Raw genomic sequence first — 12,765 nt, 5'->3', positions numbered from 1 at the left:
TGGTGTTTCGAGCGTCCGCTGAAATCTCATCGAGAGGCTTCTCCCTGGCCCGGACGATCCCCGTACGACCTGCGGCCACGCGCTACGCTCGCCTCGTCTCGAGCTATGAGGAGGGATAATGGCCTACATATGGGCGGCCATCATCGGCGGTGTCATCGTCAGCTCCATGCTTAGCCAAGCATCCGGCGACCAGCCAGTTCTGGTGGGAGGCCTCGGGGCCATCGCAGGCATGTTCGTTCTCATGGTGGTGCGCGCAGTCCGCACCAGCCCGGCACCTTCGGACCATAGGTCAGGCTCCCCCGTACGCCCACCACAGGCGAGCACAGAACCTTCCCTTGATGCCCGGACCTTCCGAGCGGCCACCTCCCCGCAAAGCAGCGGAGAGCGGGACATGTTGGCGCTGAAAGAACTCGCAGACCGCCTCGCGCATCTATATCCCGGATGGGACGCGCGGATCACCCAGTTCGACCGGTCCCTTCACGCCGTACAAATCGATCACTTCCCAGGTCTTTCCACGGTCCTGTTCACACTCGTAAACGAGGAATGGTCCGTTCTCCCCCTCTTGCTTGATTCTTCCGGCGAGCCCATCCCGGGCGGCCCGCAACCCCACCCCCTCGGCACTCGACGTGACCAGTTGGACGAGACCGTCGTGCGAATCATCAGAGCCGAAGTCGATGCGTACAGGCGCACTGCACACCCGGACTCAAGCCCCCACGCTTCCCTGGACATATCCCAAGCCATGCGCCAGCGTGCCACCGAGGCACTGCGCTTTTTGACCCCCAGCGGCTGATCCCGGCCTGGTCCGGAAACACAGAACCTTCGCGCGGTTGGCTGAATATCTGATTAGCCTTTCGTAACTATCGTCGCGCGGCACCTGCTGGCAACTGGCAAGGTTACGGATCGAGGCTAGACTTCGGCGCCGAAACGCCACCGCGTAGGAAGTCGTCGGCGCGCCGCACCGACCACTAGCCTCCGGCCGCCGCGAGGCGCGCCAACAGGTCGAGTCGCAATTGTTCGAGCAACTCAGGATCCGGGTTCTGGACCGCTCGACCATTCATGTCGAAAACCGCACCCTCTGAAGTGACGATGAAGTCAACTGACGGCCCCCAGGCCGGGGGATCGGCCCAGCCCGGCTTTGTGGCCACCCAGCCGCGGTGGTTCACGCGTGATCGGATCCACCCGGGCACTCTGTGTACATGGATGGGAAGATTCGCTGCACTTGCGCGAGGTGAGAACCATGAACAGAACCGCCGGAACTCGGCGCGCGCCACTGCTGCTAGATCTGCTTGGCGGCGAACCTGCTGCGCCCTGGCCTCCCCGACCCGATTGGACTCGACGATTGCCTCTCGGGCTGCCTCGAGCTGCGCATCGAAATCCGACCCACTCATGCGACGATGATCCCAGCGAGAGCACCGCTTTCGCAGCGAAATGCCCAGCCGTCTCGTGCCCTTCCACGTCACCCATACAGCACAACCCAGACCCCATGTGCCACCCGACAATGACCACCATTGCTTCCTCTGCACCAAAGCCCCTGCCCGCTACAGCTGCCGGGCGTTCTGGACGAAGTAGCTGGTGAGGAATCTCTTTTCTCCGTCAAGGCGCCGGCTTCGCCGGCGCGGGGCCCAGCTGCGGGCGGCGCCGCCGCGCCGTCCTCGCCCGGGCCCAAGCAAACGGGCCTCATGACGGCGAAGGCCGACACCCTGCAGCCTAATCGTCCGGACCCCGGCCAGCGCGTCAAGGGCGCAAAGCGTCGCTTCGCGATCGAGCAAGCTCGACCCTTGACCCACTGACCGGGGTCCTGGTGCTGGCCGCTATCAGGGTGCCGGGCAGATGTGGCGCAAGACCTGCGTTGACATCAGCAGTGACACCAACGTGACCGGACTCAAGGACCTGCACACCGGACGCCTTCCGCCGCCCGCCCACATCAGGACGACGTCAGTACCCCTCGCCGGATGGCTGCCGACACCTGAAAATCGGAAGGTCGGCGGTTCGACCCCGCCCCTGGCCACAACCCACGAAGCCGCAGGCTCAGAGCCCTCTGACCTGCGGCTTCGTCTTTCCTCCGTCGCTCGACAGGCCGGCCCCGGGCAGGATCGGCGCGATCGTGACTGTCGACCGGCAGGCTGGGATCTCAGGGGGATGGAAGCAAGGCGTCCCGCGAAGGGTCGGCAACGACGCTCGGAGCCGTCAACGCGGCCAGGGCTGCAGGGCCGACGGGATCCTCAGCGAGCAGCGGGAGCACGGCGACGCGCGGGCAGAGACGACTGACGCGAGCGAGCGGAGCGGTCTCGGCTCGGGCCCGCGTGCGCAGGAACGGTGAGGTCGGCGCCGCCGCGGTGAGGCTGGCGTTGACGACCCAGGCCCAGGGTGTGATGCCGGCACGACCGAGGTCGTCGCGCAGCTCCTCGGCCTCCAGCACGGGCGTCGTCTCGGGGAGGGTGACGATGATGACCTTGGTCTGGGCCGGGTCCTGCAGCCGCATCAGCGGGGTGACGAACCGTGCGCCCTCGGTCATCTGACGGGTGATCTCGCGATGGTAGGAACCTGTGGCATCCAGGAGCAGCAGCGTGTGTCCGGTCGGCGCGGTGTCGAGCACGACGAACTGCTTGCGGGCCCGGAAGACCACGTGGGAGAACTGCTGGAACACGGCAACCTCGTCGGTGCACGGCGACTTCAGGTCCTCGGCCAGCGCTGCCCTGCCCGCATCGTCGAGGGCCTTGCCCTTGCCGGCCATGACCCGGGACCGGTACTCGGTGATCGCCTGCTGCGGGTCGATCCGTTCGACGGTGAGGTTCTCGACCCGGGCCTGCAACGTCTCGCCCAGGTGGGCCGCGGGATCGGTTGTCGTGAGGAGGACTTCATGGCCGCGGTTGGCCAGCTCGACGGCCACCGCGGCGGCCACCGTGGTCTTGCCGACCCCGCCCTTGCCCATGCACATCACGAGGCCGTGCCCGTCCCTCTCGAGGTCGTCGACGAGGTGACGCAGGCCGACTGCGCCCAGGGGCAGCGACACGGTCTCGCCACTGGCCCCACCCCGCGCAGCGGATGCCGGGCCGAGGAGCGCTCGGAGCGCCGGGACACCAACGGTGTTGAAGGGCAGCAGCGGCAGCGTGGTCCTCGGCAGCGCGGAAAGGTCCGCCGGAATCGCGTTCAGCGCTGCCTGCTCGCGAAGACGGATGGCCTCCGTCAGCTCATCCGCATCATCGTCGGCCGCAGACGCCGACATGACGCCGTTGACGATGACGTGGGCGTTCGTCATGCCCAGCGCCCGCAGCTCCTCGTAGGTCCGGGCGGCTTCCCCGATGGCGGATCGCTGCGGCCTGGTGACCAGGACGAGTCGAGTGCGTGCCGGGTCGGTCAGGGCGGCGAGCGCGCCGGCATAGTCGCGGCGGAGACGGTCGAGGCCGGCCACCGGGCCGAGGCAGGAGACGTCGCCCTTGCCGTCGGACAGATAGCTCGTCCACTCGCCCGGGAGCTGGAGAAGGCGGATCGTGTGCCCCGTGGGAGCGGTGTCGAACAGGACGTGGTCGTACGCGGCGGTGACGCCCTCTCCCGCAAGCAGGGTGGTGAACTCGTCGAAGGAGGCGATCTCCGTGGTGCACGCCCCGGAGAGCTGCTCTGTCATCGCGGAGATCTCGTCAGCGGGAAGCACGTCCCGGACCGGGTCGATGATGGCTGCGCGGTAGGCGTCCGCGGCCTGCTGCGGGTCGATCTCCAGGGCTTCCAGGCCAGGCACGGTGGGGACCGCGGAGATCGTGTTGCCGATCGTGACGTCGAAGACCTGCCCGACGTTGGATGCCGGGTCGGTGCTCGTCAGCAGCACCGTGCGACCCTGCTCGGCCAACCAGACCGCGGTCGCGCAGGCGAGCGACGTCTTGCCGACGCCGCCCTTGCCGGTGAAGAACACGAAGCGGGGCAACGCCTCGAGGAACGGTAAACCAGTCATCAGCGGCAGCCTCTCCGCGGTCCGCGCCCAACGGCAACGGAGCGCAGTCGCTACTTCCACGGTGGCAGCCAGGGCGATCGGTGTCGATGGACTGAGGCGAAGTTCACGGAAGGGCCTCCACCGGACCACCGGACCACCGGACCACCGGACCATGATGCCCCGCCGCACAGCGGATTAGCAGGTTGTTAGCGGTCCTGCGTTGGCTCCTCCCCGGAAAGCCCCCCACCCAAGGAGAAGCCATGAAGCACACGTCCCGCGTCCGCCGCATCCAGGCTCTGGCCGTGTCGGCCGCGCTGGCCGGCGGCCTCGCCATCGCCGCCGCACCCTCGGCCCTGGCGGCCGACTGCTCGACCGCGTGGCAGGACCGCTCGAGCGGCAACAACAGCCTCAACCAGGGCGCCCCCATCAAGGCCGGCCCGCACGCCGAGTGCGGCACGCGTTACACGCAGAGCGGCACCAGCAGCGGCGTCGAGCTCGACTGCTGGACGAAGAACACCGCTGGCAACATCTGGTGGCACCTGCGCCACATGGGCACCGGCACCGTCGGTTGGGCCTACGAGGGCAACCTCTACTACTCGATCGTGCGCAACGACTCCAACCGCTGCCTGGCCTGATCCGTCGCGGCGCGGCCCCACGAGTCCCGGGGTCGCGCCGCGACGAGCCCACCTGTTCGTGGGTAACGTCACGACATGACGAGCACGACCGAGCAGACCTACGACCTCGACGGCATACGGCGGGGGCTCGAGACCGACGGCATCATCGCCTGCCGCGGCGCCTTCTCCACGGAGTGGGTCGCCCGGCTGCGCGAGGACATCGACGTCGCGTTCGACGAGGCCCGCTCCCGCGAGGGCGGCGCCGTGGGACGCGGGCCCAACCGGTGGTACGTCGAGATCCACCCCGAGGCGCTGCGCGGTTTCGTCGACCTCGTCGAGCACCCGTGGGTCCGGACCGTGTGCGAGACCGTCCTCGGCCCCGACTACACGATCGTCGAGGTGGGCTTCGACACCCCGTTCCCCGGCGCGAAGGTGCAGCCGTGGCACCGCGACTTCCGCAGCCCCCGCGAGACGACGGAGGAGCACCGGCTCACCTCGCTCGCGTTCAACCTCACCACCGTCGACACGACCGATGAGATGGGACCCTTCGAGATCGCCCCGGGCACGCAGTGGGAACGGGGCGACACCTTCGACCACGAGCAGTTCCCGCCGGAGTCGGAGTACCCCCGCTACGAGGCGCTGGCACAGCGCAAGTACCCGCAGGTCGGTGACATCTCCGCCCGCTCGGCGCTGACCATCCACCGCGGCACGCCCAACACCTCCACGGTCTCGCGGCCGGTGCTCGTGCTCGGCGTCGACGCGCCCGGTGCGGGCAACGACGCGCACCACGACGTCGCCGTGACCCACGGGTTCTGGGAGAGCCTGCCCCAGCGGGTGCGCGACCACCTCGCCTGCCCCGTCGTCGACGAGCTGCGGCCCATCGTGCAGAAGCACGACATCGAGGGTCTGGTGATGGGCTGAGCGACGTCAGGCCGCGGCGACGATGCCGAGGCGGTCGAGCAGGAAGAGGACCATGGCCGCGAAGTCGTTGTCGGCCGTCTCGCGGCACACCCGCTCCCAGTCGACCTGTTCGCGCAGGGCGCGCAGCACCGGCAGCACCTTCGCGACGTCGCAGTAGTGCTCGTCGAGCGCGTTGAGCTTGTGCACGACGAGCTCGGTCGACTCGAGCACCGGCATCTCGACCGAGAGCACGTCCATGAGGGTGGCGCGCTGGACCTCCGGCCGGTGCACCGGCCCGCCGACCGGGCCGTGGATGATGTCGACCATCGCACCGTTGCAGAAGACCTTGAAGAGCCAGTCCTCCGGGGGCTGCACGACGTCGAAGTCCTGCTCGGCCAGGTACTGCGCGACGTGGTCGGCGTCCTCGTCGGCGACGAGGAAGTCGACGTCGTGGTCCGGCTCGGGGCCGCCGCGCGCCCACGCGGCGTAGCCGCCCATCAGTGCGAACGGCACCCCCGAGCCCTTCAGCGCCACCGCCACCGCCTTGAGCGCCTCCCGCAGGTCCGGCTCGTCCTCGACTCCCATGCCCAACGCATACCCGTCGGGCAGCTCTCCTTGCGTATGCCGTCCGGCCGGCCCGGGCGCGCCACCGACGTGTGCGTCCGCCGAATCGCGGGTAGGGCCACGGCATGAGAGTGGCGACGTTCAACATCCTCAACGGGCGCGTGCCGACCGACCAGCACGTCGACCTCGCCGGGTTCCGGTCAGCCATCCGCGACCTCGACGCCGACGTCCTCGCCCTCCAGGAGGTCGACCGCAACCAGCACCGCTCCGACCACGCCGACCTCACGTCCATCGCCGCCGAGGCGATGGACGCGCCCGAGCACCGGTTCGTCGCAGCCCTGTCGGGCAGTCCCGGTGCCACGTGGATCGCGGCCACCGGCGAGGAGCAGCCCGACGCGGCGGCATACGGGATCGCCCTGCTCTCACGCTTCCCGGTGCGCGGCTGGCGGGTGGTGCGGCTGGCCCCGGTGCCGGTGCGCGTGCCGATGCGGTTCCGCGGGCGCCTGCGCCCGGAGCTGGTGCGCGACGAGCCGCGGGTCGCGGTGGTCGCGGACGTGGAGACGCCGGACGGCGTCGTGACGGTGGCGAACACGCACCTGTCGTTCATCGACTGGTGGAACGGCCGCCAGCTGCGCCGGCTCATGGCCGACGTCGCCGACGACGAGCAGCCGCTCGTGCTCATGGGCGACCTCAACATGGGCCCCGACCGCGCGACGCGCATCACCGGCCTCCGGTCGGCCGCGTCGGAGCCGACGTTCCCCGTCGACGACCCGCAGCAGCAGATCGACCACGTGCTCGTGCGCGGTGCGGTGCGCACGACGGGTGCGGCTTCCGTCCGGCTGCCGGTCTCGGACCACCGCGCGCTCACCGCCGAGCTGACCGTGGCGTCCTGAGCGACCTGACTCGCAAGCCCGCCGAGGCCACCGAGGCCACCGAGGCCACCGCGCATACCGCCACGCGCGCGCCGAGCACGTCCCCCTCTGGCCGCTACCGGCCGCAGGCCAACCTTGGACAGGATCGCGATGGGCACGTCCACTGCACCCTAGGGTTGACGCCATGGACGTCGGCCTCGCGCTCGCCGCGGTGAGGGCCGCCCCCACCATCCTCGAAGGCATGCACGCGGCACCCCGGCTGGCCGCGGCCGCCGCCACCGAGCCGTCCGACCATGCCGTTGCGGCGCTTCGCTCCGAGGCGCTGACGGGCGATCCACTCACGGCGATCGCGGCGGTCCACGCCCTCGGCGCCAGCAGGCACGCGTCTGCGGGCCCCACCCTCGGCCGCCTGCTGACTGGGCAGCGCGGCTACGTGGCCGAGCACGCCGTCGACGCCCTCCGCGGCACCGCACTCGTCGAGGAGGCACTCCCGGCCCTCGTCCGTGCCTGCCGGGCCGGCGGGTTCATCGGGATGCTGGCCCAGCGCAGCCTCGAGCAGTGGGCCGAGCACGCGCCCGAGGAGGTGCGCGGTGCAGTGCTCGACGCGCTGCCGGGCTGCACCGACGCCGCGGCCCGGGCTCGCCTGGTCGAGACCCTCGGCCTCGTTGCCGGTGCGCCGTCCACCCGGGCCCTCCTCGCACTCGCCGGCGACGAGTCGGAGCCCCTGCCCGTCCGCACTGCGGCGGTCTGCGCCCTCGGCGACGGGCCGGCAGCCCACCGCAGCGCCGAACACCTGCTCGTCACGCTGTCGCGCAGCGTGGGGCCGTTGGCCCGGACCGCCCGGCTGGCACTTCACGACCTCTTCCCGGCGCCCGCGACGGCGGCCCCGCGAGGACTCACGGTGGCGCAGCTCTTCCTCCACTCCGACATCGACGGACAGCTGAACCACTCCGGGCAGGGGGACACCGGGGGCATCGCCACCCTCCTCGTCCACCTCGGTGACGCCCTGCTGCGACAGCCAGCGGTGGAGCGCGTCATCACCATCTCCGGCGGCGACCCTGACCCGGCGCACTTCCCCGTCCTCCGGGGTGCGGCACGGCCGGCTGGACAGGCGCCGGCATCGACTCTGCTCGTCCCGGGCCACCACTACGCGCACGTCCCCCGCCCGGGCGCGCGTCCCGGCGTCGCGCAGGCCTGGCCGACGCGCGTGGCCACCCGACGCGGCATACGCAGGATCCTGCGAGCGGCAGGACACGTCGACACGATCCACCTCCGGATGGCCGACCTCGGGTCCATGGCCGCCGCCGAGGTGGCGGCCGAGCTCCACATCCCGGTCGTGCTCACGCTGGCCCCCGACCCCCAGGCCCTCATCGCGTCCCGCGACGCGGCAGGCACGTTGACCCGGTCCACGTTCGTGGAGGCCGACCGGACCGAGCACCTGTGGTTCCGCGACCGGCTGCTCCTCGAGCTCGCGGCCCAGGCCGACCACCTCGTGCTCTTCCCACGACCCCACGTCGAGCGCGACCTGCGCCGATTCCTCGGGCTCGAGCTCCGGGCACAGCAGGCGACCGTCGTCGGGGAGGGCATCGACGTCGCGGCCCTGGACCGGATGATGCGGGAGGTGCGCTACGAGACGAAGCGCGGGACTGCGGTCTCGGCAGCACTGGACGAGCTCGGGCGGCTGGTGGCGACGCTGCCCGCCGAGCGTCGCGACCTGCCGATCGTCGTGTCGGTCGGCCGCCTCAACGCGGTCAAGGGCATGGCCACCCTCGTGCGCGCCTGGCGGGACGACTCGAGCCTGGCGGCACGCTGCAACCTGCTCCTCGTCGGCGGCGACCTCGACCAGCCGAGTGACGAGGAAGCAGCCGAGCTCGGTCGCATCCGCTCCGCCGTGCCCGCGGACGAGGCCACCCATCGTGGGCTGCTCCTCGCCGGACACCGCCCCAACGCGACGGCGACCGCCTGGCTCGCGGCGCTCGGTGCAGGCGCGCAGGAGCCGGAGGACGCCGCCACGGGCGCACCCGCCGCGCCGACCCGTCGCCCAGCCGGTGCGCCGCGCGGGGTCTACGTGAGCGCCAGCGTCAAGGAGGAGTTCGGGATCGCGATCCTGGAGGCCATGGCCGCCGGACTCGTCGTGGTGGCGCCGGCGGGCGGCGGCCCCGCAACCTACGTCGCTCACGGCGACACGGGGATCCTCACCGACACGTCCACCCCACAGGTCGTCGCCACCGCCACCCACGCCGCCCTCGACCTCGCGGAGTCCCCCGGCGCGGCGGCGCGCGTCCGGCGCGCGCGGGACATGATCCGCACCCGGTTCGGCATCGACACCATGGCTGCTGACCTCGCCTCCGTGTACGAGCAGGTCGGGTCCCGGACCGCAGGAGCCGGCGTGCGGTCGCCCGTCGTCGCGGAGGGGGCGTCGTGACCCTCCTCGTCATCAGCCCCGACTACGCCTCCCACCTCTACCCGCTGGCCACGCTGGCGACCGCCTGGCGTGAGGCGGGCGAGCGTGTCGTCGTGGCCACCGGACACGCCACGGACGCCCTCGTGGCGCAGTTCGGCTACGAGCGTGAGCACCTACAGCTCGGCCGCGGTTCGAACCCTGGCGTCATCCGCGTCGAGGACCAGCCCGCCGGTGAGGACGACTCGCTGAAGGGGTTCTTCGCCGCGACGCGCCTCGGCGCGGTCGAGACGCTCGCCTACCAGGCGCGGGCTCGCGGCGACGACCTGCTCTGGAACGCCGTGGGCGTGGCCCGCGCCGTGCACGACGTCGTCGACCGGGTCAGGCCCGACACCGTCATCGTCGACCATCTCGCGTTCGGGGCGCGCCTCGCGCTCGTGAGCAGCGGCATCCCCCACGCGGACGTGGTGCTCGGCCACCCGTCCGCACTCACCGTCGGCGACGAGGTCTACGGCTACCCGCCCGCCTGGCCGCGGGCGTTCGACCCCGAGCCAGGGGCACTCGCCGACCTGCGCCGGCTCTCGGAACAGGTGCGCGACGAGTTCACGACGCAGTGGAACGCCGCTCTCGAGGAGCTGAGCCCCGGTGCGTCGCCGAGCGCCGACGCGTTCGCCGAGACCGGCGACGTGCTGCTGCTCAACTACCCGGCGGAGCTCCACGAGCAGCAGCGCACCGCGCTGCTGCCGCGCCACACCTTCCTGGGATCGGCGGTGCGTGAGGAGGCGCGTGACGAGGAGGTGCAGGACTGGCTGCGTCGCGGCGGCGAACCAGTGGTGTACGTCAGCCTCGGCAGCTTCCTCTCGGCGCGGTCCGACGTGCTGGCCCGCATTGCCGCGGCCCTGCGCGGTCTCGACGTCCGGGTCGCGCTCGCGAGCGGGTCCACTCCACGCGACCTCCTCGGCCAGCTGCCGAGCTCATGGCTCGTCCGCGAGATGCTGCCGCAGGTGACGCTGCTGCGGCACGCGGCCCTCGCGATCTCGCACGGCGGCAACAACAGCGTCACCGAGGCCCTGACGGCGGGAGTGCCGCTGCTCGTGATGCCACTGTCGACCGACCAGTTCGCCGGTGCCGCCGCGATCGAGCAGCGCGCTCTGGGCGAGGTGCTCGACCCCAACTCGGCCGACCCCGCGACGATCCGCGCCGCAGTCGCCCGGCTGCTCGGGTCGGACGGCCCGCGAGCGGCCGCGCAGCTGCTGGGTGAGTCGCTACGAGACCTGCCGGGGCCACGACGCGCGTTCACGGCGCTCGTCGACGCGCCGGCCGCCCACTGAACCCGGGCCCCGCCGACCTCGTTCGCAGGTCACGGACGGCCTGGTCGTCGCCAGTGGCCGGCCGCGATCTGCTCCCCGCCCACCCACACGCCGGCGATGTCGGACGTGGTGCCGAGGGCGAAGACCTTCGACAGCGCCTCGTCGGCGGACGAGGCGTTGGCCAGGCCCACCGCGAGGGGGTCGCCGGGCTCGGGAAGCACCCAGATCGCGTCGAACTGCCGCCCCACCGACAGGACACCGACCTCCTCGCCCAGGCCCAGCGCGTCAGCGCCGGCCGCCGTGGACAGCCAGAGCAGGTGGGCCGACGTGAGCGGCAACCCTGCCTCACCCAGCAGCTGCTGCAGGAAGTACGCCTGGAGGCCCTCCTTGAAGAGGCAGAAGCCGGTGCCCGCCCCGACGTCGGAGCCGAGCGACACCCTCACCCCGGCATCGACGTGTCTGCGCAGGGGGAACAGGCCGCTGCCCAGCGCGGCGTTGCTCGTCGGACAGTGCGCGACGGCGGCCCCGCGCGCCGCGAGGGTGCGCAGCTCGGGGTCGGACGGGTGCACGTCGTGCGCCAGGACGGCACGCGGGGTGAGCAGCCCGTGACGGTCGTAGGTGTCGACGTAGGCAGAGCCACCGAAGAGCCTTGCGACCTCGCGGATCTCGTGGAGGTTCTCGTTGACGTGCGAGGTGAAGAGCGATCCCGGCACCTCGGCCAGGGTCTGCGCACAGGCCTCGAGGAGATCGTCGCTCGCCGACAGCGAGAAGCGCGGCGTCACGGCATACCGCAGCCGCCCCTTTCCGTGCCAGCGGTCCGCGAGCTCGCGCGATTCGGCGCGGGCGCGGTCGGGGGTGGTGAGGAGGGGTTCGGGCAGCAGCCTGTCGGAGGTGACGAGCCCGGTCGTCACGCGCAGGCCGGACTGGTCGGCGACGTCGAACATCGCATCGACCGCTCCGGCGTAGTGCGCGCCGAAGACGAGCGCGGTCGTCGTGCCTGCGTCGACGAGTCCGGCGACGAAGTCCCGAGCCACACCGCGTGCGTGGTCGACGTCCGCGAGGCGCATCTCCTCCGGGAGCGCGCACTGGTCCAGCCAGTCGAGCAGCGGCAGGCCGAGGCCACCGATGATGCGCACCTGCGGGAAGTGGACGTGGGTGTCGACCATGCCGGGCAGGAGCATCCCTTCGCGCAGGTCGAGCACCGGCTCGTCGGGATGCGCCCTTCGCAGGGTCTCGAACGGCCCCCGCGCGGTGATGACGCCGAGCTGGACGAGCAGCCCGCAGTCGTCGTCCGAACGCAGACGGCCGCCGGTGAAGGGGTTGGACGGGGTGTCGACGACGGTCGCCCGGAACAGCGTCACGACGGCGCGCCCTGGGCGGCCCGGTCCCGCTGGAAGGCCTCCAGGAGGTCGACCGCTACGGCGAGGGCGATCTCGGCCGGGCTCTTGCCGAAGAGACCCGGCGCACCGATGGGCGACGTGATCCTGCGCAAGGATTCTGCCGAATGCCCTTCTGCGGCAAGACGTTGCTCGAAGCGACGCCACTTGGCCGATGACCCGATCAGACCGATCGACCCCAGATGGGAGCATCGCAGCGCGGCGTCGCACAGGGCCGCGTCCTCGGCGTGGTCGTGGGTCATGATGAGCACGTGCGTGCCCTTCGGGACCTGTCCGAGCACCAGCTCGGGCACCGGCGCGTGCCGGACGTGGATACGTGCCACGGCGTCCTCGAGCCCGGTGAGGTGACCCGGCTCGAGCTTGTCCTTGCGACCGTCGACGAGGTGGAGCTCGAGGTCGTGGCGACACAGGACGCGAGCCAGCTCCAAGCCCACGTGACCCAGGCCGAAGATCGCGACGGAGGGCACCACCGTGAGCGGTTCGAGCAGCACCGACACCTCCCCACCGCAGCACTGCTGCCCGTGCTGCACCGGGGCACGCTCGTTGAGCGACAGGACGAGCTGCTCGGGGACCGTGACGCCGTTCGCGATCATCGCCCGGGCCCGGTCGACGACGGTGGCCTCGAGGTTGCCGCCCCCGATGCTGCCCCAGGCTCGCTCGGCGGCGACGACCATCTTCGCGCCGGCATCGCGCGGCGCGTGGCCCCGCACCGAGACGAGGGTGACGAGGACGCCGGGCAGTCGGTCGGTCCGCAGCTGCTCGACTGCTGCCAGCCAGTGCAC

At 71.3% G+C, this 12,765-nt stretch carries 9 protein-coding genes; 5 read left to right on the top strand and 4 right to left on the bottom strand.

The window, feature by feature from the left end:
• Window positions 1-2,131 precede the first annotated feature (2,131 nt).
• Entirely contained in the window at window positions 2,132-3,946 is a 1,815-nt protein-coding gene (arsA, locus tag ACYVNR_RS04070) for an arsenical pump-driving ATPase (protein WP_461046741.1), read from the bottom strand.
• A 239-nt stretch (window positions 3,947-4,185) separates the two neighbouring features.
• On the opposite strand from arsA, the gene ACYVNR_RS04065 reads away from it, so the two are divergent.
• A complete protein-coding gene (locus tag ACYVNR_RS04065) occupies window positions 4,186-4,560 on the top strand; it encodes a hypothetical protein (RefSeq protein WP_461046739.1) in 375 nt (124 codons plus the stop codon).
• A gap of 75 nt (window positions 4,561-4,635) precedes the next feature.
• Entirely contained in the window at window positions 4,636-5,460 is an 825-nt protein-coding gene (locus tag ACYVNR_RS04060) for a phytanoyl-CoA dioxygenase family protein (protein WP_045191007.1), read from the top strand.
• Window positions 5,461-5,466: 6 nt separating this feature from the next.
• Here the strand turns inward: ACYVNR_RS04060 and ACYVNR_RS04055 are convergent, their stop codons facing one another.
• The gene (locus ACYVNR_RS04055; RefSeq protein ID WP_461046737.1) at window positions 5,467-6,024 is read right to left on the bottom strand and encodes a nucleotidyltransferase family protein; all 558 of its coding nucleotides are present in this window, start codon (window positions 6,022-6,024) and stop codon (window positions 5,467-5,469) included.
• A 104-nt stretch (window positions 6,025-6,128) separates the two neighbouring features.
• Here ACYVNR_RS04055 and ACYVNR_RS04050 point away from each other — a divergent pair, with 104 nt between their 5' ends.
• From ACYVNR_RS04050 to ACYVNR_RS04040, 3 genes are all read left to right on the top strand, one after another.
• Window positions 6,129-6,896 (top strand): endonuclease/exonuclease/phosphatase family protein, encoded by a 768-nt coding sequence (locus ACYVNR_RS04050; protein WP_461046735.1) that lies wholly within the window; start codon window positions 6,129-6,131, stop codon window positions 6,894-6,896.
• 163 nt (window positions 6,897-7,059) lie between these two features.
• Entirely contained in the window at window positions 7,060-9,300 is a 2,241-nt protein-coding gene (locus tag ACYVNR_RS04045) for a glycosyltransferase (RefSeq protein WP_461046733.1), read from the top strand.
• Window positions 9,297-10,607 (top strand): nucleotide disphospho-sugar-binding domain-containing protein, encoded by a 1,311-nt coding sequence (locus ACYVNR_RS04040; protein WP_461046731.1) that lies wholly within the window; start codon window positions 9,297-9,299, stop codon window positions 10,605-10,607. Before ACYVNR_RS04045 ends, ACYVNR_RS04040 begins: the two co-directional genes overlap by 4 nt.
• 29 nt (window positions 10,608-10,636) lie before the next feature.
• Here the strand turns inward: ACYVNR_RS04040 and ACYVNR_RS04035 are convergent, their stop codons facing one another.
• On the bottom strand, window positions 10,637-11,947 hold the full coding sequence (locus ACYVNR_RS04035; protein WP_461046729.1) for a guanine deaminase: 1,311 nt from the start codon (window positions 11,945-11,947) through the stop codon (window positions 10,637-10,639).
• Window positions 11,944-12,765 carry a xanthine dehydrogenase accessory protein XdhC gene (xdhC, locus tag ACYVNR_RS04030; RefSeq protein WP_461046727.1) on the bottom strand — a complete coding sequence of 274 codons (822 nt, stop codon included), beginning with the start codon at window positions 12,763-12,765 and terminating at the stop codon, window positions 11,944-11,946. Before xdhC ends, ACYVNR_RS04035 begins: the two co-directional genes overlap by 4 nt.

The sequence above is a fragment of the Terrabacter koreensis genome, from assembly GCF_054783315.1.
Note: the sequence above shows the minus strand (reverse complement) of the source record. Positions and strands in the feature narration are given on the sequence as shown.